General features: G+C 41.6%; 21 protein-coding genes, 1 tRNA gene and 1 other RNA gene. 1 reads left to right on the top strand and 22 read right to left on the bottom strand.

Features of this window, described 5'->3' with window-relative positions:
• Positions 1-302: 302 nt before the first annotated feature.
• The 14 genes from AJGP001_RS05635 to AJGP001_RS05565 form a co-directional block, all read right to left on the bottom strand.
• Positions 303-1,064, bottom strand: coding sequence for a SurA N-terminal domain-containing protein (locus tag AJGP001_RS05635; protein ID WP_071153690.1), 762 nt, complete (start codon positions 1,062-1,064; stop codon positions 303-305).
• Positions 1,065-1,653: 589 nt separating this feature from the next.
• Positions 1,654-2,007, bottom strand: a transfer-messenger RNA (tmRNA) gene (gene ssrA / locus AJGP001_RS05625).
• 84 nt (positions 2,008-2,091) lie between these two features.
• Entirely contained in the window at positions 2,092-2,556 is a 465-nt protein-coding gene (gene smpB / locus AJGP001_RS05620; protein WP_049694328.1) for an SsrA-binding protein SmpB, read from the bottom strand.
• A gap of 48 nt (positions 2,557-2,604) precedes the next feature.
• The gene (gene rnr, locus AJGP001_RS05615; RefSeq protein WP_078080236.1) at positions 2,605-4,929 is read right to left on the bottom strand and encodes a ribonuclease R; all 2,325 of its coding nucleotides are present in this window, start codon (positions 4,927-4,929) and stop codon (positions 2,605-2,607) included.
• Positions 4,930-4,953: 24 nt separating this feature from the next.
• Positions 4,954-5,700, bottom strand: a complete 747-nt coding sequence (locus AJGP001_RS05610) for an alpha/beta hydrolase (RefSeq protein WP_058385893.1) — start codon at positions 5,698-5,700, stop codon at positions 4,954-4,956.
• Between the two features lie 71 nt (positions 5,701-5,771).
• The gene (secG, locus tag AJGP001_RS05605) at positions 5,772-5,999 is read right to left on the bottom strand and encodes a preprotein translocase subunit SecG (protein WP_008429540.1); all 228 of its coding nucleotides are present in this window, start codon (positions 5,997-5,999) and stop codon (positions 5,772-5,774) included.
• A 174-nt stretch (positions 6,000-6,173) separates the two neighbouring features.
• On the bottom strand, positions 6,174-7,469 hold the full coding sequence (gene eno, locus AJGP001_RS05600; protein WP_058385894.1) for a phosphopyruvate hydratase: 1,296 nt from the start codon (positions 7,467-7,469) through the stop codon (positions 6,174-6,176).
• 15 nt (positions 7,470-7,484) lie between these two features.
• Positions 7,485-9,017, bottom strand: a complete 1,533-nt coding sequence (gene gpmI / locus AJGP001_RS05595; RefSeq protein ID WP_071153689.1) for a 2,3-bisphosphoglycerate-independent phosphoglycerate mutase — start codon at positions 9,015-9,017, stop codon at positions 7,485-7,487.
• Positions 9,010-9,771 (bottom strand): triose-phosphate isomerase, encoded by a 762-nt coding sequence (gene tpiA / locus AJGP001_RS05590; protein WP_058385896.1) that lies wholly within the window; start codon positions 9,769-9,771, stop codon positions 9,010-9,012. The genes gpmI and tpiA overlap by 8 nt, the downstream gene beginning before the upstream one ends.
• A 32-nt stretch (positions 9,772-9,803) precedes the next feature.
• Positions 9,804-10,988, bottom strand: a complete 1,185-nt coding sequence (locus AJGP001_RS05585; RefSeq protein ID WP_071153688.1) for a phosphoglycerate kinase — start codon at positions 10,986-10,988, stop codon at positions 9,804-9,806.
• 111 nt (positions 10,989-11,099) lie between these two features.
• Positions 11,100-12,107 (bottom strand): type I glyceraldehyde-3-phosphate dehydrogenase, encoded by a 1,008-nt coding sequence (gap, locus tag AJGP001_RS05580; RefSeq protein WP_058385898.1) that lies wholly within the window; start codon positions 12,105-12,107, stop codon positions 11,100-11,102.
• Positions 12,108-13,151 carry a sugar-binding transcriptional regulator gene (locus AJGP001_RS05575; RefSeq protein WP_071153687.1) on the bottom strand — a complete coding sequence of 348 codons (1,044 nt, stop codon included), beginning with the start codon at positions 13,149-13,151 and terminating at the stop codon, positions 12,108-12,110.
• 107 nt (positions 13,152-13,258) lie between these two features.
• The gene (locus tag AJGP001_RS05570) at positions 13,259-13,489 is read right to left on the bottom strand and encodes a glutaredoxin family protein (protein WP_071153686.1); all 231 of its coding nucleotides are present in this window, start codon (positions 13,487-13,489) and stop codon (positions 13,259-13,261) included.
• A 504-nt stretch (positions 13,490-13,993) separates the two neighbouring features.
• A tRNA-Arg gene (locus tag AJGP001_RS05565) sits at positions 13,994-14,065 on the bottom strand.
• A 172-nt stretch (positions 14,066-14,237) separates the two neighbouring features.
• Between AJGP001_RS05565 and clpP the strand changes: the two genes are divergently transcribed.
• Positions 14,238-14,849, top strand: coding sequence for an ATP-dependent Clp endopeptidase proteolytic subunit ClpP (clpP, locus tag AJGP001_RS05560; RefSeq protein ID WP_058385901.1), 612 nt, complete (start codon positions 14,238-14,240; stop codon positions 14,847-14,849).
• A 117-nt stretch (positions 14,850-14,966) separates the two neighbouring features.
• Here the strand turns inward: clpP and AJGP001_RS05555 are convergent.
• From AJGP001_RS05555 to AJGP001_RS05520, 8 genes are all read right to left on the bottom strand, one after another.
• Positions 14,967-16,330, bottom strand: a protein-coding gene (locus tag AJGP001_RS05555) for an IS1182 family transposase (RefSeq protein ID WP_425439674.1) whose coding sequence is annotated in 2 segments (ribosomal slippage) — positions 14,967-15,758 and positions 15,761-16,330 — 1,362 coding nt in all. Because the reading frame shifts where the segments join, the coding sequence is not laid out codon by codon here.
• A gap of 175 nt (positions 16,331-16,505) precedes the next feature.
• Positions 16,506-16,763 (bottom strand): HPr family phosphocarrier protein, encoded by a 258-nt coding sequence (locus AJGP001_RS05550; protein ID WP_058385902.1) that lies wholly within the window; start codon positions 16,761-16,763, stop codon positions 16,506-16,508.
• 51 nt (positions 16,764-16,814) lie between these two features.
• Complete coding sequence (gene whiA, locus AJGP001_RS05545; RefSeq protein WP_058385903.1) at positions 16,815-17,765, bottom strand: DNA-binding protein WhiA; 951 nt, start codon at positions 17,763-17,765, stop codon at positions 16,815-16,817.
• A 23-nt stretch (positions 17,766-17,788) separates the two neighbouring features.
• The gene (locus AJGP001_RS05540) at positions 17,789-18,784 is read right to left on the bottom strand and encodes a gluconeogenesis factor YvcK family protein (RefSeq protein WP_058385904.1); all 996 of its coding nucleotides are present in this window, start codon (positions 18,782-18,784) and stop codon (positions 17,789-17,791) included.
• 4 nt (positions 18,785-18,788) lie between these two features.
• Positions 18,789-19,670 carry an RNase adapter RapZ gene (rapZ, locus tag AJGP001_RS05535; RefSeq protein WP_071153685.1) on the bottom strand — a complete coding sequence of 294 codons (882 nt, stop codon included), beginning with the start codon at positions 19,668-19,670 and terminating at the stop codon, positions 18,789-18,791.
• Positions 19,657-20,148 (bottom strand): NUDIX domain-containing protein, encoded by a 492-nt coding sequence (locus tag AJGP001_RS05530; protein WP_071153684.1) that lies wholly within the window; start codon positions 20,146-20,148, stop codon positions 19,657-19,659. Before AJGP001_RS05530 ends, rapZ begins: the two co-directional genes overlap by 14 nt.
• 202 nt (positions 20,149-20,350) lie before the next feature.
• Entirely contained in the window at positions 20,351-21,313 is a 963-nt protein-coding gene (trxB, locus tag AJGP001_RS05525) for a thioredoxin-disulfide reductase (RefSeq protein WP_078080235.1), read from the bottom strand.
• Between the two features lie 69 nt (positions 21,314-21,382).
• Positions 21,383-22,906, bottom strand: a complete 1,524-nt coding sequence (locus AJGP001_RS05520; protein WP_078080234.1) for a tetratricopeptide repeat protein — start codon at positions 22,904-22,906, stop codon at positions 21,383-21,385.
• Between the last annotated feature and the right edge of the window lie 64 nt (positions 22,907-22,970).

The following is a 22,970-nucleotide window of genomic DNA, read 5'->3' as shown; positions in this document are numbered from 1 at the left end:
TATCTTTATCACAAGTGTAAAGGATACGGAAATTTTCGGCTCCTGTCAAACTAGCCGGGCTAAAAAAAGAACCTGAAAGAAATCAAAATAAGATTTCTACAAATTCGAAAAATTATTAAACAGCCCATTAAATTACCATAGCAGGAATCGCTTGAATCCATATACAGCCGCCTTTACTAGCAGAATCCTTGTTCAAAACTAAACAACTGGTTTTGCCGCATAAAATTCATTTCTACGCGCCTCCTGTCCATCTATTTATTAAAAAAAAAATCAGATTCACAAGGAATCTGATTTTCGTTGGTTTATAAATTAATGGTGACTTCTGCTTTTTCGCGAAGTTTTGCGATTAACGCTTGTGTGGCTTCACTTTCTTTTTGCGCCTTCATTTGCTCTTCAATCTGTGGCTTGACTTCTTCAAATGCTGGAATTTCTTCGCCACCCGACTCTTCTTGCTGTGCTTTTGCTTCATCATAGTAAGTTTGTAGTTCTTTATCCGTTAGTTTGATTTCGCCAGTTTCTGATGCAACCAGCTGATCAATTTTTACTTGCGATTCTACTTGAGTCATTACTTCTTCTTTAGAAACGCCTTGCTCTTCAAGTGCTGTCAATAACTCATCTGACGACTTAAGGCCATTTTGCTGAGCCAATTCTTCTAACGCTGTATTGATCTGTTCTTCCGTTGCCGATAACTTTTGGTTTTTCGTTTCTTGAACAAGCAATTCTTGTGCCACTAGGCTTTCAGCAACTTGCTCTTTTAACTGAGTCTGATCGACTTCTTGACCAGACATTTGTGCTTGCATCGCCATTTGTTGGAATTGTCCAGTATAAGTCGATTCAAATTCTTTTTTATCGATTTTTTCTCCATTTACTTCTGCTACGACATCAGGAATGTCTTTCAAATCAGGTTCAGGCATTTCTGGTTGCTCCGCGCTTTCTTGATCGGTTGCTACCTCTTCTTGCGGTGTTTCTTCACCTTCTGTTTCTTTAGCAGTATCATCACCACAAGCAGCTAACGCTACCATGGATCCTCCAAGTACAATTGTTAAAAACCATTTTTTAATCATGGGTATTCTCCCTTCAAACATAATGTGGATTATTGTAGCACACTCTGTAGAGCTGTAAAAACAATAACCATTGCACCTTGTCTATTAACATTATTTAGAAATAAAAAAATTCTACATTATTCAGCAAGCTTTTCTTATATAAACACGCTTACCATCATTAGACTCCCTCAAAATAATCAGTTGCAATACGAAAGTCATAGATCTTCGTAATTTTTTGATTCGAATCACTTCTACTTTAATTTTAACTAGCTCTTACTTAATTTTAAAAAGTCAGCCATTATTTCAGCACTCCCTGGTGTAAACACGAACAATGAAAATGCAATAAAAACGATCCCTATAACGCCAAATTCGATGCGTATCGGTAACTGAAACCGCTTTTCATGATGACTCCGGAGAAGAGTAAACTTTTTCCTGTAAGCAACATCAAGAAATACCTAAACTCCATACGGACACCTCTTTTAGCGTCATATGGTAATAGGACGTTCGTGATTGGTAGAGGTTCGATCTATCTTAAATAAACAGAAAGTCAATGTTGGGCAGGAACCAAAAAACGCCAAAACCAGTAAAGGTTTTGACGTTTTTTATCTCACTATGGAGACGGCGGGAGTCGAACCCGCGTCCAGAAACTCCGCTACTTAAGCATCTACGCGTGTAGCTCATCTATTAAGGTTTCATGCGCCATTCTGCCGATAAGCAGGCGTCCTGGGCACTAATCTGAGAATCTCTCCCGGTTGCCTCAGATGGCAGCAAACGGTGTATCCCACTAAAGTTGAGCTTTACCTAGCCACATGGGCGACGGATAGATAAAGCAGATCCGAGCTTACGCTGCGAATGCTAGGTTTTGGTTTGTTTTGCCAGTTGTTATAAGTACGTTTGTGACGGAGACGACCCTCCGACGCGCAACTCAAGCCCAGATCATCCCTGTCGAATCCGTAACGTCCCCTTATTAAAAGAGACACGGAAGATGTATAAACAGCTTCATGTGCTATATCCTTATTATAAGGCAACGAAGGTCAGACATCAAGCCCTAGCGGTTGTGTTCTTTTATTGCTCGGGCAATGTCGCGTTTCGCATCTTTTTTCTTCAAATCTTCTCGTTTGTCGTAGTTTTTCTTACCCTTACCGACACCGAGTAAAATTTTAGCAAAGCCGTCTTTCAAATACATTTTCAGCGGAATAATCGCGGAGCCTTGCACTTTTGAGTGCGCCAGCAAATTAGCAATTTGCTTTTTATGAAGCAATAGCTTACGCGATCGTGTCGGATCGTGGTTAAACTGATTTCCCTGATCATATGGGCTAATGTGCATATTTGAAATCCACGCTTCACCGTTACGAATTCGGACGAACGATTCTTTTAATTGGACTTTGCCATTTCGTGCAGATTTAATTTCGGTTCCCTGCAAGACGATACCTGCTTCGATTGTTTCTTCAATGAAAAAATCAAAACCGGCTTTCTTGTTTTGGGCAATTACTTTGCCTTCTCCTTTGGCCATGTGGTTTCACCTCAGCTAGATTCAAAAAGCGGCCCTCGAGCCGCTATTTTATTTTTTCTTGTTGCGCCCTTGCTTTGCTGCGCCTTCATAGAACTTTTTCTTGGCATTTTTCGGCTTGCGTGTAGGTCCGCCGCTTTCTGGCTTTTTGCCATCACGTCTTGGTTTTCCAGCGCCGTCTTTTTTACCAGCACGGATTACTTTCGGCTGATCTTTTCTCGTACGACGAGGTGTTTGTACCATGCCAACAATTTCAAAATCAATGGATGACTCTTCTGGTTTAACACCAATTACTTTGATTTCAATTTCGTCACCAATACGGAATTGGCGATTGGTACGTTCCCCAATCATCATCATGCTGCGATCATCAAAGCGGTAATAATCATCGGTCATGTTAGACACGTGAACCAACCCTTCAATGGTATTCGGTAATTCAATGAATAAGCCAAAGTTCGTTACTGAAGAAATAATCCCGGTAAACTGTTCCCCGATTTTATCAGCCATAAACTGTGATTTCTTCAAAGCATCGGTATCGCGTTCTGCTTCTACTGCTCGGCGTTCACGCTCGGATGTATGGGTCGCAATGTCATCCATGTTCGCATCCCAACGTGCAATCGTTTTCTGAGACAAATCTTTTTCGATCAAATACGTGCGGATCAAGCGATGGACGATCAAATCCGGATAACGACGAATCGGTGAAGTAAAATGCGTATAAAATTCAGTCGATAAGCCAAAATGTCCTAAGCTTTCAGACGAGTATTTCGCCTGTTGCATTGAACGCAACATCATCGTAGAAATGACTGGCTCTTCTGGAGTTCCTGCAATCGATTCGACGATTTCTTGCAATGCACGTGGGTGGATTTGTGTACCCGAACCTTTGACCACAATACCAAAATTTGTAACGAATTCGAAAAAGCGTTGCAGTTTTTCCGGTTTTGGATCTTCATGTATGCGGTAAATTGCTGGTACTTCTAGATGATGAAAATGTTCTGCTACTGTTTCGTTAGCAGCTAGCATAAACTCTTCAATTAGACGTTCAGCAATCGTTCGTTCGCGAACAACTACGTCTACTGGGTAGCCGTTTTCATCTACTAATACTTTTGATTCTTTGAAATCAAAATCAATGGCACCTCGACGCATCCGTTTCTTACTCAAGACTGCTGCTAGTTCTTTCATCAATTCGAACATGGGCACCAATTCGCTGTACTGCTCTTTTAGTTCTTGATTGTCTTGCTCAAGAATTTCATAAACGTCCGTATAGGTCATACGTGCGGATGTGTTAATAACACTTTGGAAAATATCGTGAGACTGCACTTCACCTTGGTCATTGAAAATCATTTCACAAGACAAAGTCAAACGGTCAACTTGTGGATTTAATGAACAAATACCATTCGACAAGCGATGCGGAATCATTGGAATCACACGGTCAGTCAAGTAAATACTCGTTGCACGGTCATAAGCTTCACGGTCCATTGGAGACCCTTCCGTCATATAATGGCTAACATCTGCGATATGCACACCCAATTTGTACGTACCGTCTTCGTATTTTACAACTTGAACAGCATCATCCAAATCTTTAGCATCCGCTCCATCAATCGTTACAATTTGCTCGTTACGTAAATCACGGCGATCCTTAAGATCTGCCGGGTCGATTTCGTCTGGCACGTTGTTCGCTTGTTCTAAAACATCAGGCGGAAACTCCGTTTCAATGCCATATTTATGAATAATCGAAAGAATGTCAACGCCTGGATCGTTTTTATGACCCAAAATTTGCGTCACCATACCCGTCGCAGACATTCTGCCTTCAGGCCATCCCGTGATTTCAACTACTACTTTATGGCCATCAACAGCACCTAACGTATCACCTTTAGCTATAAAGATATCCATATTCATTTTTTTATCATCTGTTACGACAAAGCCAAATCCTTTGTTTTCTTGGAATGTACCAACAGCTTTTGTCGTTCCGCGTTCAAGGATTCGAATAATCGCGCCTTCGCGTCGATCACCAGATGACCCTTCTGAGACGCGAATCATAACTGTATCGCCGTTTACCGCACCATTTACTTCCGTCGGTGGAATAAACACATCGTCCAAGCCCGCTTCTTCAGGTGCCACAAAACCAAAACCTTTTGGATGCCCAATGAATTTTCCGCGCATCAAATTCATTCGTTCTGGCACACCGTAGCGGTTTGATCTTGAACGGATAAGTGTTCCAGATTCTTCCAAACGAACCAAAGTTTTGACCAATTTCTCGAATTCATCGGCATTTTCAAAACCGAATTGCTCTTCTATTTCCTGTACAGTCAGCGGCTTATATGCTTCTTCACGCATGAAAACCAATAAGCGCTGTTCTAATGAACTTTCGGGATTCCCCAAATCTAACTCCTCCTTTATGACCGTTCACACACTCCAATCAAGTGATTCGAAAAATGTGAAAATGTCTTCGTGCAATTGCTTTTTCTCTTTATCAAGCGTAATGACATGCCCTGAGTTTTCGTACCATTTGATGTTTTTATCGGTTGATTCCGCATTATCGTAAATGACATTAGCCGAATCTGTATTAATCACCGTATCCAGTCTACCTTGGGCAACGAACAAAGGCGCATAAATATGGTCTACATGTTCTTTGACTTCTTCAACCAAGGCGCGTAAATCGGCTAACGATTCCATCGGCTGCTCTTTCAATGCCTGCATCTCTTTTTCGATAAGCTCAGCACTTTTCCCTTCAAATCCCTTGTAATCGCGTGCATATTTTAAAACACCTTCATACATGAGATCTGTAGTTTTCATGTACATAGGTGCACACATCGTGACAATTCCTTTAATAGGTTTTGTATACCCTAATTTCAGGCTAAATACGCCACCAAGTGACAGTCCAGCCACGGCAATTTCTGTATAGCCTTCTTCTATCAGCGCATCATATGCTTGCTCTACATCTTTCCACCAATCTACTGGACCGGTGACTACCAATTCCTCAGGTGCCACACCATGACCTGCGTAATGCGGTGCAATGCTCGTATATCCTTTTGTTTCTAGAAAACGACCTAACATCCTTACATCCGCCGAATTCCCAGTAAATCCATGCAAAAGAAGTACTGCTCGAGGTCCAGATTTGAAGAAAAATGGTTTTGGTTGCGAAATCCGCATAACAATTCCTCCATTTCAATACTAAAAGAAAACGCCCAACCATGTATGGTCAGGCGATTTAATCATCTACATTAAACTTTCGTTACGGCAATAGCCAGAATAAAGAATAAGGCAGCAAGTACAATCGTTACTCGGTGTAAGACTAAGTCCAAGCCACGAGCTTTTTGCTTGCCGAAAAGTTGCTCTGCTCCACCGGAGATGGCTCCTGAAAGACCTGCACTTTTTCCGGATTGCAATAAAACGACTACGATTAATGCGAGCGATACGATGACGAGTAATGTCATTAACAACGTATGCATAAATTCCACCTCCTGAAACGAACGTTCACAACAAAACTAAGTTTACCAAAAATTGTGACCGGTGACAATAGCAATAGAAAATAGAAGGCAAATGCCCTCTATTTTCTAAAAGTCAAATCAGAAAATTTGATTTATCAATTATTTAACTTCAATCAAATTCTACTTTCTATCGCTTTATTTTTTCAAGTTATAGAAAGTTTTCAATCCTAGATATTGACCCGTTTCGAACAACTGATCTTCGATGCGTAGTAATTGGTTGTACTTCGCAACGCGGTCCGTACGTGACGGTGCACCTGTTTTGATTTGTCCAGCGTTTGTCGCAACTGCGATGTCTGCGATTGTTACATCTTCAGACTCGCCTGAACGGTGGCTGATAACTGCTGTGTAGCCCGCACGTTTCGCCATTTCAATCGCATCAAATGTTTCTGTTAATGTACCGATTTGGTTTACTTTGATCAAGATTGAGTTACTGATGCCTTCTTCAATTCCTTGAGCCAATTTTTTCGTGTTCGTTACGAATAAATCGTCTCCAACTAATTGAACGCGGTCACCGATTCGTTCTGTCAATAATTTATGTCCAGCCCAGTCGTTTTCATCTAAGCCATCTTCGATTGAAATGATTGGGTATTTATTGCAAAGCTCTTCGTACCAGTCAACCATTTCAGCAGATGTTTTCACTGTATTATCGCCTGGCAGGTTGTAAACACCTTTTTCTTTGTCGTAGATTTCAGAAGATGCAACGTCCATTGCAAGCAAGATGTCTGAACCTGGTTTGTATCCAGCTTTTTCAATTGCTTCCATGATTGTCGTTAATGCCTCTTCATTTGAACCAAGGTTCGGAGCAAATCCGCCTTCATCTCCAACAGAAGTATTATAGCCTTTTTCTTTTAATACAGCTTTTAAGTTGTGGAAAATTTCTGCTCCCATTTGAACAGCTTCACGGAACGATTTTGCGCCAACTGGCATTACCATGAATTCTTGGATGTCTACGTTGTTGTCAGCGTGTTCGCCGCCGTTTAAAATGTTCATCATTGGAACTGGCAGTTGCTTCGCGTTAAAACCGCCTAAGTATTGGTAAAGAGGCATATCCAAGTAGTTTGCTGCTGCATGTGCAACGGCTAGAGAAACACCAAGAATTGCGTTAGCGCCTAAACGCCCTTTGTTTTCAGTACCGTCTAATTCGATCATCGCTTTGTCGATTGATACTTGATCAAGCACTGAATATTTTTCTTCTAATGCTTCAGCAATTTCACCATCAACGTTTTCTACTGCTTTTAAGACACCTTTACCTAGATAACGGCTCTTATCGCCATCACGTAGCTCTACAGCTTCGTGTTCACCAGTAGATGCGCCTGATGGTACGATTGCGCGACCAAAAGCGCCGCTTTCTGTGAATACTTCAACTTCAATTGTTGGGTTTCCTCGTGAATCTAAAATTTCGCGTGCTTGAATATGTGTAATAATTGGCAATTAAAACAGCTCCCTTTAATATAATGGTTTTCCGGTCATTTCAACCGGTTGTTCTACATTTAGCATTTTTAAAATGGTTGGTGCTAAGTCAGCAAGAATGCCGCCTTTACGAAGTTCATGACCTGACTTCGTTAAAATTACTGGGACTTGATTGGTCGTATGTGCGGTCATTGGCTGTCCTTCAAGAGTACGGACTTCGTCAGCATTGCCGTGATCGGCAGTAATCAACGCCGAGCCACCCTGAGCATGTAGCGCATCAACTATACGACCTAGACATTCGTCCACTACTTCAATGGCACGAATCGTAGGTTCCAGCATCCCACTATGGCCAACCATATCCGGGTTCGCAAAGTTCAAGATGATGGCGTCGTGCGCACCCGCTTCAATTTGCTCAACTAGACGGTCGGTCACTTCGTAAGCACTCATTTCAGGTTGCAAATCGTAAGTTGCAACTTTTGGCGAAGCAACGAGAATACGATCTTCTCCAGGAAAAACGTCTTCACGTCCACCACTCATAAAGAACGTAACATGTGGGTATTTTTCGGTTTCTGCAATGCGCAGTTGCGTTAGTCCATTTGCGGATAACACTTCACCAATGGTATTTTCCAAGTTCAATGTTTCAAATGCTACACGCGTCGGCAAATCTTCACTATAAGAAGTAAAGGTGATATAGCTTAATGCTCTCGGATGCTTAGCACTTAATGGGAATCCAACAAAATCTTCACGAATAAATGCTTTTGTTAACTGAATCGAACGGTCCGGTCGGAAGTTAAAGAAAATTAGTGAATCGCCTGAGTCGACGGTTGCTACTGGTTTGCCATCTTCTTCGATTACGAATGGTAGAACAAATTCGTCCGAAACGCCTTCTTCATAAGAAGTAGCAATACCGGCAGTTGCCGATTCCGCCATTTTTCCAACGCCGTCAACTAAAACGCGATATGCTAAATCGGCACGTTCCCAGCGCTGATCACGGTCCATTGCATAATACCGTCCGCTAATCGACGCGAATTTCCCAATACCAATTTCTGTCATTTGCTGTTCAGCTTGCTCTACGTATTTAAGCGCAGTCCTTGGTCCCACATCGCGCCCATCTAAGAAGCCATGAACATAAACTTCTGTTAATCCTTGCTGTTTAGCAAGTCGCAATAAAGCAAAAAGGTGCTCATAATGGCTATGAACGCCGCCATCAGATAATAACCCCAATATATGAAGCGCTTTGCCGCGGCTTTTCGCGTTCGCAATCGCTTCAAGAAATGCTGGATTTTCGTAAAAATCGCCATCACGAATTGCTTTATTGATACGCGTTAAATTTTGGTAAACCACTCGGCCAGCACCGATATTCAAGTGACCTACTTCTGAATTACCCATTTGTCCTTCAGGCAACCCAACCGCTTCACCTGAAGCGGTCAGTAATTCATGTGGATAAGTCTCCCATAAACGATCAAAATTCGGCTTATTAGCCTGTGCTACTGCATTACCAAAACTTTCTTCACGGCAGCCAAATCCATCTAAAATGATAAGAGCCGCTGGGTGTTCAGTTTTACGCATGCGAACCAGCCTCCAACAATTTAACAAATGACTCGGCTTCTAGGCTTGCGCCTCCAACTAATGCTCCGTCAATATGTTCCATTGTCATTAACTCATCTACGTTTGCTGGCTTTACGCTGCCGCCGTATTGAATACGCAGTTGCTCAGCTGCTTCATTCTGATACAAAGATGCTACTTTTTTGCGAATGATTCCACAAACTTCGTTGGCGTCTTCAGCAGTAGCTGTTTTCCCTGTGCCAATCGCCCAAATAGGTTCATAAGCAATAACCAATTGAGTGATTTGTTGTTCAGTCAAACCAGCGACTCCTTTTTCTACTTGTGCTTCAACGACAGATCCCGTTTCTCCATTTTCACGTTGTTCAAGTGTTTCGCCAACACACAGAATCGGCACTAACCCATGAGTAAAAGCAGCTTTTACTTTTTGGTTGGCTGACTCGTCTGTTTCATTGAAATACTGGCGACGTTCTGAATGTCCAATAATGACATACTTAACGCCAATATCCGTTAGTTGGACAGGGCTAATTTCGCCTGTATAGGCACCTTCGTCTTGCTCTGACATTGTTTGTGCTCCGATTTGAAGCGGACTATTTTCTGCAGACACAACTAGTTGTGCCAAGAATAATGCTGGTGCGCAAATAACAGCGTCTACTTTATCAGATGCTGGCACTAAGCCATTCACTTTTTCAACAAATTGTTTTGCCTCTGTAGCGGTTTTGTACATTTTCCAGTTTCCTGCAATAATTGGTTTTCTCACAAGAGCACTCCCTTTCAGTTTAGCTATCTTATTTATTTGTTTGTTAACGCGCTGACACCTGGTAAATCTTTACCTTCCATAAACTCTAGTGAAGCGCCTCCGCCTGTAGAGATATGATCCATTTGTTCAGCCACATGGAATTTTTCAACAGCTGCTGCTGAATCTCCACCACCGATTACGGTGTAACCTGAAGTTTCAGCCATTGCTTGTGCGACAGATTTCGTGCCATTTTCAAATGCAGGCATTTCAAAAACACCCATCGGTCCATTCCAAATAATCAACTTCGAATTTTTAATAACATCCGCATATAACGCTACCGTTTCAGGACCAATGTCTAAGCCCATCCAGTCAGCTGGGATTTCCGTGATTTTCACACTTTTGGTTTCGGCATCTTTTGAAAATTCGTTAGCTACAGTTGCATCTACCGGCAAATAAAATTTAACGCCTTTTTGTTTTGCTTTTTCAATAAATGAGTTAGCCAAATCTAATTTATCTTCTTCAACAAGAGAGTTTCCGATCTCGTAACCTTGCGCTTTTATAAATGTGTAGGATAACCCTCCGCCAATAATTAAATTATCTACCTTATCTAACAAATGATCAATGACGCCGATTTTGTCTTTTACTTTCGCGCCGCCGATTATTGCCGTGAACGGACGTTCTGGCTCAGACAAAGCTTTGCCTAAAACCTCTAACTCTTTTTCTAACAGTAAGCCTGATACCGCCGGTAAATGACTCGCAATGCCTGCTGTTGAAGCATGAGCACGATGAGCTGCTCCAAATGCATCGTTAACGAAAACGTCTGCTAGCGAAGCAAATGCTTGTGCAAGTTTGTCGTCATTTTTTTCTTCACCTTCATGGAAGCGGACGTTCTCAAGTAAGATGATGTCGCCTTCTTGCATCGTTGAAATGTCCTGTTCTACTTTTTTGCCGATTGATTCGTCCAGGCTTTTCACTTCTTTATGTAACAATTCGCCTAAACGGACGCCTGTTGCAGCCAGTCGCATTTCTTCATTGACTTGACCTTTCGGACGACCTAAATGGCTAGCCAAAATTACTTTAGCGCCTTGATCGACTAAGTATTCGATCGTCGGTACAGCTGCACGGATTCTCGTATCATCCGTCACTTTACCATCTGACATCGGTACGTTAAAATCGACACGGCAAAATACCCGTTTTCCTTTCAAATCCAAATCTTTCATGGTCATTTTCTGCTGCATGAAAATACCTCCTATTTGTATTCAAAAAAATAAGGAGCGGGGTAAGTTCCCCGCCCCTTTTACCCTCTTTTATTATAGAGGTTCATTGGTAATTAAGCTATGATTTCGGGATTATAAGCCCGTTTTGTACATGTGAAGCGCAAGGTCGATACAACGGCCTGAGTAACCAGATTCGTTATCGTACCATGAAAGAACTTTAACCATGTTATCGCCAACCATCATCGTTGAAAGACCATCGATTGTAGCTGATGCTGTGTTGCCGTTATAGTCTCTAGATACTAGCGGCAATTCGCTGTAGTCCATGAATCCTTTTAATTCGTTTTCTGCTGCATCTTTTAATGCTTTGTTCACTTCTTCGACAGTTACGTCTTTTTCAAGATGAGCAACTAAATCGATAAGTGAAACGTTTGGTGTTGGAACGCGGATCGCCATTCCATCAATTTTGCCTTCTAATTCAGGCAATACTTTTGCAACTGCTAAAGCTGCACCAGTAGTTGTCGGAATCATTGATTCTGCAGCTGCACGCGCACGACGGAAGTCACTGTGCGGAGAATCTAAAAGAATTTGGTCATTTGTGTAAGAGTGGATCGTTGTCATCATTGCATGTTTGATACCGAAACGCTCGTTCAATACTTTCGCCATTCCTGCAAGACCGTTTGTTGTACATGAAGCATTTGAAATCACATGATGCTCTTTCGGATCATATGTTTCGTGGTTAACACCCATAACAAGTGTCTTCATGCCGTTTTTGCCTGGTGCTGAAACGATTACTTTTTTAGCGCCGGCTTCGATGTGTTTAGAAGCAGAAGCAGCATCCGTGAAGAATCCAGTAGATTCAACAACGATGTCTATGCCATGCTCGCCCCAAGGAAGGTTAGCTGGATCTTTTTCAGAGAATACGCGGATTGTTTTGCCGTTAACAACAATGTTGTCGCCATCAACTGAAACTTCAGCGTCTAAAATACCATGAACAGAATCGTATTTCAAAAGATGTGCCAACATTTTTGCGTCTGTCAAATCGTTTACTGCTACCACTTCTACTTCGTCATTTGTTAAAGCTTCACGAAATACAATGCGTCCTATACGTCCAAATCCGTTAATTGCTAATTTTAAAGTCATTTAGTATTCCTCCAATTTTTTAGTCAATTCCATAATTTTTCGTGCAGCACCTTCGTCTGTGATCAACACTGTCGGACTCGCTGCGTTTTTAGCGTACGATAAAATCGCTCTTGCTTTAGATTCACCACCGGCAACTGCCAAAACAGTTGTCGCTTTTTGCACCTGCTCTAATTGAATGCCCGCCGTTCGAATGCGATAAACAATTTTTCCGTCTTTATCGAAATAATAGCCGAAAGCCTCACTAATCGCTCCGCCTGAATGAATTTTTTCAACTTCTTCAGTAGAAGAGTGCCGACGAACCGCCATCTCTCCTGCATTGCCAATCCCGTGGACGACAACATCTGTTTGATCGTACAAATCCATCATTTCTTTGATCACTGGTTCTTTCATCATCATGGCAAATGCTTCTGCACTCAAATGATCAGGCAAGTATAGCGTCTTAAATGAACCACCTGTTTTTTCGGCAAATGCAGCTGCAATCGTATTTGCTTGGTGCAAAACATCTTCTCCCAGTCCACCGCGTGCAGCGATAAATTGCAGCGCTTTGTCGGGCTTTCCGTTCGTTAGTTCTTTCGAAATAGCCGCCATTGTGCTACCGCCAGTAACAGCGATTTTCTTATAGCGGGCAAACAACGTTTCCAAAAAACGAGCAGCCTCTTTACCAATATGAGACTTCACTGCTGGAATTTCATCGCTATCTTGCGGTAAAATCACAACTTTCGTAATTCCTAGAATTTCTTGTAGCTGTATTTCCATATCTGTCAGTCCAGACATTTCACGCACAAAAACTTTTAGCTTCTCTAGCACTTCCAATCCTTGCGAAGTAACTGTCATGCCCGCTGCTTTCATTTCAATCAATTGCTGATTGCGTAGTAAATCCGTGTCTTTTCTAATTTCTCGCTCTGTCAACCCGGCAACTTCACTCAAAGTTCGCCTACCGATTGGCTGTTCCAAGTTGATAATCTGTAAAATTTGATAACGTTTTTTCAGGAGTTCGGACATTTCCGGCATCAACTTTTGCTGAGCGACAGATAATGCATCCATAGGTTCACTCCATTCTATCTGGACGTTTTTTGTCCCACTAATTAATTATGCGTCCCACTAAATTCATTCTACCTAATCTTTCTTTTAATTGCAAATAAAAAGAAGCGTTAAGTTTCTAACGCTTCCAGTAATTCAACATAACCAATATTGCCATACACCAATACGCGATTGTTTTTTTCTAATACAGGGATCATCATCATGTATTTTTCGTGTAAGGCTTCATCACTTTCGATATCTACTTCTGTGTAAGGCAATGGTACCTCCTCGTTGACTAGTGCAATCATCAATTTGGCTTCCTCGCAAAGAGGGCAATTAGAACGCGTGTATAAAGTGTACATCTGTCTCCTTCTTTCTAAATAAAAGTATGAAGTTACTGGAGAAACTTTCTCCAAACCGATATCTGTCAGACAATCAATAACATGTTGCTATTGATCAACAGAACCTTCCATTGTTTCTACTAAGTTAGGTAGTAAATCAAGTGTACACTGTTACTAAATTTCAATTTGTGCTTAACACTGGTTACTCTCTTCTTTAAGGTGCACGAAGCCATTATATTGGTATGAAAATCGCTGCTACACTACCAATAGATACGATGACAATAAGAATCAATAATTTGCTCACCTGTTGCTTTCTTTACTAGTATAAGCTACTAGTCATTTCCCTTTCTACCGGCTCTTTTAAACTTCCCTTTTCTCTTTGGTTTTTTGAAATCAAAAAATACAGCCAAAAGTAAAAAACACCCCTTTACCAACTAAGGCAAAGGGGCATTTCTCAACTTTAGAACAATAGATTTTAGTTTAATAGGCTTTTTCCGGATTCAAGGAGTTGTTGCGCTTTTCTTATGCCCTCGGAAGGAATCGAACCTCCATTTCAAGAACCGGAATCTTACGTGTGATCCATTACACTACGAGGGCGTTTTCGCTATTAGCGACTTTTCTATTATACAAAAATATTTCAACATAATCAAGTCCGTTTTTTTGATTCGTTAGATTTGACCTTCATTGACCATGATGTGTATGATAATAGTACAGCTGAGAGAACTTTCAGCATTGTTTGCAAAACACTTAATCGAGGAGGAACTATTCTATGAACTTAATTCCTACAGTAATCGAACAAACTAGCCGAGGCGAACGTGCTTACGATATTTACTCACGTTTGTTAAAAGACCGCGTCATTATGCTAGGTAGTGCAATTGACGATAACGTTGCAAACTCTATTGTGGCGCAACTTCTATTCCTTGAAGCAGAAGATCCAGATAAGGATATTTCAATCTACATTAACAGCCCAGGTGGTAGTATCACAGCTGGTATGGCGATTTATGATACGATGCAGTTTATCCGTCCAGACGTTCAAACAATCTGTATCGGTATGGCTGCTTCAATGGGTGCTTTCCTACTTGCAGCAGGAACAAAAGGCAAACGCCTTGCGCTTCCAAATGCTGAAGTAATGATTCACCAACCGCTTGGTGGTGCCCAAGGACAAGCGACTGAAATCGAAATTGCAGCAAAACGCATTCTTCACCTTCGCGAAAAATTAAACCAGATTCTTTCTGAGCGCACAGGTCAGCCAATCGAAGTTATCGCTAAAGATACAGATCGCGATAACTTCATGACAGCAGAACGCGCACTTGAATACGGCTTAATCGACCAAGTGATTACACGTAGCAAATTGCCTGAAAACCACAAAAAAGAAAACTAAATCAAGCAAAAAACTCACAGTCATCTTTGACTGTGAGTTTTCAGCTTGTTGAGAAACTAAGGTTTTATCGATTATCTTCTCAGTGGATTGGTCAAGAAACAAAAGAACGTGAAGTTTTTAGACCCTTCTGCTTAGCAGAAGGGTCATTTTTTTGATGTTTTGCACTGCGGCTGTCAGATAAGCCTGTTCTTGGACAGACTTGCGCCCTCGTCGCCTTGCGTAACGGAAACTATGGAGTTCTTTCGCATCGGCGAAACTCCGTTCGATGGTCTGGCTTCGTAACTTGTATAGCTTTTTTCCGCTGGGGGTGCGCTTGTTGGCGCGCACCTTTTCTTTTTCGTCTTCCCAGATGTGTCGGAAAATCGAGCGCTGCTTGCTTTTCGCGGAAAAACAATTCGAGCGCAGTGGACAATGTTCACAATCCTCCGGCCGGCTTTTGTACTGCCGATATCCCTCTCGATCTGTGGTGGCGTAGGACAACTTACAGCCCATGGGGCAAGCATACGCATCCAGTGAAGGGACATACGTAAATAACCGTTTCGGCACTTTCGGGTTACCGCCTTTGAAACGGCGGTAGCCCATGACCACAAACGTTCCGGCTTCGTTTAACGTTTTACAGATGTGGCCGGTAAAATAGCCGGCATCCAAGGCGACGGCTTCCACCGGAAAAGCAAACTTCTTCTTTTGTACAGCGAGCCGGTCCAAATAAGGAACGGCGTCGTGCATATTGCCGGCCGTGATATAGGTATCCGTGATGAAATTGTATTTGGCATCCACCGTTCGGTGGTCGAGATAGAAAAAACCTTGAGGTTTCTGGTTTCGCATGAGGAACCCACTATCTGGATCGGTCACGCTTTCGCGGGTCATCGCCGGTTTGGTTTTGGCAACGGGCCGAATCACCTTCGGCTTCAGCGCTTTTTTCCATGGGCCTCCCGGTCAGCTACGACCGCTTCTTCCAATTCCCCCAGGTAGCTCACCACTTTTTCGGCCTTTGCTTTTCGGATAAACTTGTTCTTATTGGCATTGGCTTTGATATGCGTGGAATCGGACAGAAGCACGCGGCCACTCACCATGCCGTGGGCTTTTGCCTGACGAACCGTTTCGTCGAAGATTTCTTCAAAGACCGAGGTGTCTTCAAATCGGCCCTTCCGATTGAAACTGATGGTGGAGTGATCTGGAATCCGGTCGACGAGAGAATAGCCCAAAAACCATCGGTAAGCAATGTTATCCCGAATCTCTTTTTCCAGTTGGCGTTCTGAACGAACGCTATAAAAATAGCCGATGAAAATCATTTTGAATAAGGTAATGGGCGGAATGGCGGGACGGCCGTTATCCGGACAATAATAAGGGGAAGCAATCCGTTCAATAAAAGAAAAATCAATGAGGGCATCAACGGTACGAAGAAAATGGTCGTATGGCACGAGTTCATCAATTGAGACGGTGACCTGTTCATGACGGTGATTTTTGACGGGACCAATCATGGGACTTCGCTCCTTCTTTTTCTTTCAGTTTACATCAAAAAAGTATCGAAATAAACAAAAAAAGACTGTCGAGAGGGTTTCTCGACAGCCTGAAAACTCACAGTCATCTTTGACTGTGAGTTTTTTTATACGTTTCGTTTGTGGAAGTTACTTGAAATAATAGATTGCTGCTTTTTTACGCTTCTTTTTCAATAATCTCCGATAAAGACTGAACCGCTTTTTCTTCATCCAAGCCTTCTGCAGAAATGGTGACTTCTGTTCCTTTACTAATTGCCAAGCTCATAATTCCCATAATACTTTTGGCGTTTACTTTCTTATTGTCTTTTTCCAAATAAACATCTGCGCTGTATCGATTTGCTTCTTGAACAAATAACGCTGCTTGTCTTGCTTGAAGACCTGATTTTAATCGTACTTTTACTTGTTTTTCAACCATACGGATCCTCCTCCAAAACTCAACTCTCTTCTATATAAACGAACAGCCTAGCTAGCGGCCGATCATTTCTCCATTTCTCAGGGATGCTGCAATCTCATCAATTTTTCGCAGACGATGGTTTACCCCCGACTTGCTGACGGTTCCGCCCGATACCATTTCCCCTAGCTCTTTTAACGTCACATCTTGACACTCTACCCGGAGTCTGGCGATTTCACGTAGTCTTTCAGGCAATTGGTCAATGCCAATTGTTTGGTCGATAAATCGAATATTTTCTACTTGCCGCAATGCCGCATCGATGGTTTTGTTTAAGTTAGCGGTTTCACAATTTACTAACCGATTAACGCTATTACGCATATCTCGAATAATTCGAACATCCTCAAATTTCAATAAAGCAGAATGTGCGCCTGTAATGCTTAGAAAATCAGAAATTTTTTCTGCTTCTTTCAGGTAAGTCACAAATCCTTTTTTACGTTCAATCGTTTTGCTATTCAAACGAAATTCGTTCATTAATTCAACTAACGAGTCTGCATGGTCTTTGTAGAGCGAGTAAATTTCGAGATGGTAAGATGACGTTTCAGGATTATTGACAGATCCTCCAGCTAAAAAGGCACCTCGGATATACGAACGTTTGCAACAGTTCTTTTCAATCAGCGACTTGACAATCTGGTGCTGGAATTGAAATCCTTCAGTCAAAATTTCGAGATCTTCGAGAATATGCTTAGCGCCTTCTCGGATTCTACAAATGTAAATATTATTCTTTTTTAAGCGCATCTTTTTTCTAACCAGCAATTCGACGGGATAAGTTTTGTAAAAACGTTTTAATAACGTGTAAATACGGCGGGCGATCGCCGCATTCTCAGTTTGAATATCCAGGCTCAATTGCCGATTGGAAAACGATAGAGTGCCATTCATCCGGATCATTGCGGAAAGCTCTGCTTTGCCGCAGCAATCATCTATCTCTATTTGTGTCATTTCTTTTTTTGTTTCGGATGCAAAAGACAAAATTCGTTCCTCCTTTCAAAGCGTCAAAAATACAACTGCTTCGAATCTTCACTAGCACGGCCATCAGCATATTCGAATAACCATTCTGCAACTTTCGTCGGCTCGTGACGTACAGTTTCTCCAGAGATATTAGCAATGTCTTTTCTGTAGACTTCGAGACCCATTTTTTTCAGGCGCTCTTCGTCATACTCAACAGGCCATGCTTTCTCTTTTTCGTAACGTTCTGCAATGTTAGACGGCATTTGGACTTTATCAATTAGAATAGCATCTAGAAATTTTTCTCCGACATGATTGTAAAGTGCTTGAACATGGTCAGAGGCTGTATATTGATAAGTCTCCCCTGCTTGTGTCATTAAATTACAGATGTATATTTTCTTTGCCTTAGCAGCTATGACTGCTTTTTTAATATCTTTCACTAACAAGTTCGGCAAAATACTGGTGTATAAAGAACCTGGACCCACAACAATTACGTCTGCATTTTTAATTGCTGCAATTGTTGCAGGCAAGGCTTTAACATCATGTGGTTCAATAAACACACTTTTAATTGGCTGTAAATAGGCAGGAATTTTGGATTCCCCTTTTATAATCGTCCCATCTTCTAGCTCTGCGCTAAGCGTAACAATTTGGTTGGCGGCAGGTAAAACCGTGCCATTGACACTTAATACACGACTCATTTCGCGGACTGCATGGGAAAAGTCGCCTGTAATATCCGTCAGTGCCGCAAGCATTAGATTACCCAAAGAATGACCGTCAAGATCTAAGGAGTGCTTAAATCGATATTGGAACATTTCAGCAACTAAAGGTTCTGTATCTGATAAAGCTGCCATAACATTTCGAATATCTCCCGGGGGTGGAATATCCAGGTCATTTCTTAAGCGTCCCGAACTTCCACCATCGTCTGCCACTGTTACAATAGCCGTCAAATCCAGTGGATACAATTTTAACCCACGCAACAATGTAGACAGTCCCGTGCCGCCGCCTAAAATAACGATACGTTTCCGGTGCTGATTATGTTCCATGCACTCAATCCTTTCTAATTTTAATGTCTCTATGCGTGATAATCACTTTATTATTCTGTGCCAGAAGCTTGCCATAGTACTCAGCTAACGTAACCGAGCGGTGTTGGCCTCCTGTACAACCGAAGGCGATAACAAGTTGTGCCTTCCCTTCATTTTTGTACTGTGGAATCATAAACTGCAGTAAATCAGTTAATTTTTCTAGCAGCGTTTGCGTTTCTTGCCATTTTAGTACATAGCTCGACACTCGCTCATCAAGCCCTGTTAGCGGGTTCAACTCTTCAATATAATAAGGGTTTGGTAAAAAGCGTACATCAAACACCAAATCAGCATCAATCGGCATGCCGTGTTTAAATCCGAAAGACAAGACGTTTACGGTAAAGACATTACTGGTCTTTGATGAAAAATCGGCAATGATTCGTTCTTTTAGTTGGCGAGGCTTCATGTTAGAAGTATTGTATATATGCTGTGCTCTCCCTTGAAGGTCACTTAGCATATCACGCTCTTTTTTAATGCCACCCAAAACCAATCCACCGGGTGACAGTGGGTGAGATCTTCTCGTTTCCTTATAGCGGCTCACTAAGGTTTCGTTTTCTGCATCCAAAAATAGAATCGTGATGGAGACGTTCGGATCTTGTGATAGGTGGTCAATTGCGTCTACTAAACTATCAAAAAAATCGCCTCCGCGCAAATCCATAACTGCAGCTACGCGCTTCATCGATTTCCCCGAATCTCTCATCAAATTGATAAACGTTGGCAATAACGTAGGAGGCAAATTATCGATTGTAAAAAAACCTAAATCTTCAAAGCTTTGGATTGCGACCGTTTTACCTGCACCTGACATGCCTGTAATAATGATTAACTCTGTTTCTTCTTTATGCTTTTCCATTAGGATGATTCACCTCTTCAATTGATGATTGGATGGTTTCTTTGATCAGCTGAAATTCTGGCGTATAGTAGAATGTTCCGTACTGAACTCCTTGCTGGTTAGCTGCAAATTGCAGATTGGTCCGGTCCCCTTCAGCCATTGGCAAAGATGCCAACGCTTCTACTGGATGCCACTCTAACAGCCCCTCGGTCGTTTCTTCAAATAACTCTCCAATTACGCGGTTTGCAGCGAACGTAAACAACATCCACTCATCCACCGTTTTTTCATGTTCTTGAATCATCATGGTATAGACCCCTTTTAAATGTGTACCTATTGGGGTAGCATTCGTTTCTTCTTTGAACTCACGGACTGCAGCTTCGATAATCGATTCTCCGGCTTCCATTTTACCACCGGGCGCTACATACCAATCACGTCGTGGTTTTTTCAATAATAATACTTGTCCATTTTCAATGACTAATAAATTCGCGATTCGCTGCACATTCGACACTCCGTCTCTATTGTAAACTCTCTCCATTATACATCTATCCTGGCGTGTCATGCAAAAGAATAAAAAAAGAGGCTGTCTTTCGAGTTACTCGAAAGACAGCCCAACAAAATCTTTTATAAAAAGGGGGTCAATTTACTCTTCTTACTATAAACCTTATTCATGACAACCACGTTACAAAACAGTTAAAAACTAATTAAGCTTGTGCTTTCATGCTAATTTTCTCTACTAACTCTTCAATATAGTGTTGAGCGGCTTGTGCGGCAATACTGCCATCGCCTGTCGCAGTAACTACTTGACGTAATGTTTTTTCACGAACATCGCCTGCTGCATAAATCCCTGGAACAGTCGTTTCCATTTTGTCGTTCGTTACAATATATCCGTCCTTATTCAAAATGCCCAACTCAGCAAATGGTTTTGTTAAAGGAAGCATGCCGATATAGATAAAGACACCATCTGCTTTAAATTCTTTTTCAGAACCATCTTCAGTAGACACCAGCGTAACTGCACCTACTTTGCCATTGCCATCATCGTGAATTTCTTTAACTGTATTGCTCCAGATAAAGTCAATTTTTTCATTTGCAAAAGCACGATCTTGAAGAATTTTTTGTGCACGTAATTCGTCACGTCTGTGGACGATTGTTACTTTACTCGCGAAACGAGTCAAGTAAACACCTTCTTCAACCGCTGAATCACCACCGCCAACTACGACAAGTTCTTTTTGTTTAAAGAAAGCTCCATCACATACTGCACAATAACTGACACCACGGCCTCCTAGTTCATTTTCACCTGGAATCCCCATTTTCTTATACTCAGCACCGGTCGTCACAATAATTGCACGTGCTTTGTACTCTTTAGATCCGGCTTTAATGGTTTTGTATTCTTCGCCATCAATAATTTCGGTTACGTCACCGTATGCATATTCTGCACCGAATTTTTTTGCGTGTTCAAACATTTTTGTTGAAATGTCTGGTCCTAAAATGTGTGAAAATCCTGGATAGTTTTCAATTTCTTCCGTATTGGCCATTTGACCACCTGGAATACCGCGTTCTAGCATCAATGTTGTTAAGTTCGCGCGAGATGTATAAACAGCGGCTGTCATGCCTGCTGGTCCTGCTCCGATAATAATTACATCAAAAATTGTAGTTGCTTCAGTCATATTAATAGGCCTCCTATTTCTCAGTAGTTAAATCGTATAAGATTCATGCGAAAGCTTCAACTTTTATGCCTATGATTCGATGTGTGGTAAGAAAACAGTTAGTTCTTTACTGTATTTTGTCAACGTAGCAACCGATATACCAAATTGATCCGCCAGTTCTTTTTTTGTGGTTTTTTCATTTTTAGAAGAGTGAATCATATATTCTGCAGCTGCAGCAAGAGCCGCGGGATTTTTAAATGCATAGTTTCCGCTAAAGCCTTTTTCTAGCAGTAAAAACCACAGTTGAAAGAGTTCTTCTTGCTGTTTTTTCACCATTCCATATGAGCCATAAAGAAGTTCTGCTGCTTCCATCGCACGCATAAAAGCCTTTTCAGCCGGAACGCTTTCTTTGAAAGGATGACCAAGTGCATAACCCAAAACAAAAGTTTCCAAAACAGAAGGCTGATCAGATGCCAACCAATTTGGGTGTGAAATAATTTCTTGCTTATGTGCTGATTTGCTTAACAAAAACAAGCCGAATAACCGTTCACTTTTCTTTTGGTGATCCAGTTTTCCAACCAAATAATCTCGATCATGCTCAAGCGCATCGACGTGCGGCATTTCTGAATGCTCGTTCCATGGCGCATAACCGTCTTTATCCGGGTCCATTTTTTTCAATTGATCCCAGGCTTGCCTTGACGCGTCTTCATGGCCTGAATGATAAGCAGCATGCGATAACCAAAAGTAAAACGCTGCATCCCCTTCAAAGCCTTTTTTGTGCAAACTTTTGAGCCAGCGATAAGCTTCTTTGTATTTACCAACCAATGCAAAAGTCGCACCTAATTTATAGCGATGCTCAAATACATAAGGTTGTATTTTTTTTAGCAAATCGAGTACATCATCCAATTCTGCGTTTTTTTCATAGTAATGAAAGACTGCTAAATTACACAAAGCGTGCAAATTGCCAGTATTTCTTCGCAGTACATCGTAAAGCAGCGCTTTCGCCATTTCTGCTTCTCCAATATAAAAGTAAGCCAAAGCTAAGTTATTGCAAGCTCCCCAAAAATCCGGCTTTTCTTCAATTAACTTTTCAAGCAATTCAATAGCACCAGTAAAATCACCTTGCTCCATCATTCGACGTGCTTTTTCCTGTCGATAATGGTGTTCGCTGTCCTGCAAGTCCCCGTCCTCATCAAAATTTTGCCAATCTTCTTGCTCGGCAAAATCAATAATTCCCATTGCTTCAGATGCATATTTCCCTTGTGTTTCATAAACCAAGTACTTTTTAGCAAATTTTCGAGCATCCCAAAACAAGCCCATATGTGCATGGACTTCAGCAAGAAAATACAGAATGTCGGGTTCTTTTGAGTCTAGTTCATGTGCTGTATGCAGCACATCCATTGCCTGCTCAAACTCTTGTATTTCCATTAGCACAATTCCGTATTGCGTCAAAATGAGCGGATCTTTCGGACTCAACTCTGAAGCACGACGCAAATACTTATGTGCTTTTGAGTAATTTTCACGCTGAAGCTCTTTCAACGCTTTTCTGTAATAGAATTCTCCTGTCGGAATAAACGACAATACGTTTTTAGTATTTATTTTTTTATTCTCCAAAATATGCCTCCGAAAAAGTAAAAGAGACGATTTCCATCGTCTCCATACTCAAATATGCTGTAAT

It is taken from the genome of Planococcus faecalis (assembly GCF_002009235.1).
Taxonomy (GTDB): domain Bacteria; phylum Bacillota; class Bacilli; order Bacillales_A; family Planococcaceae; genus Planococcus; species Planococcus kocurii.
This window is presented reverse-complemented; position numbering and strand designations above follow the sequence as displayed.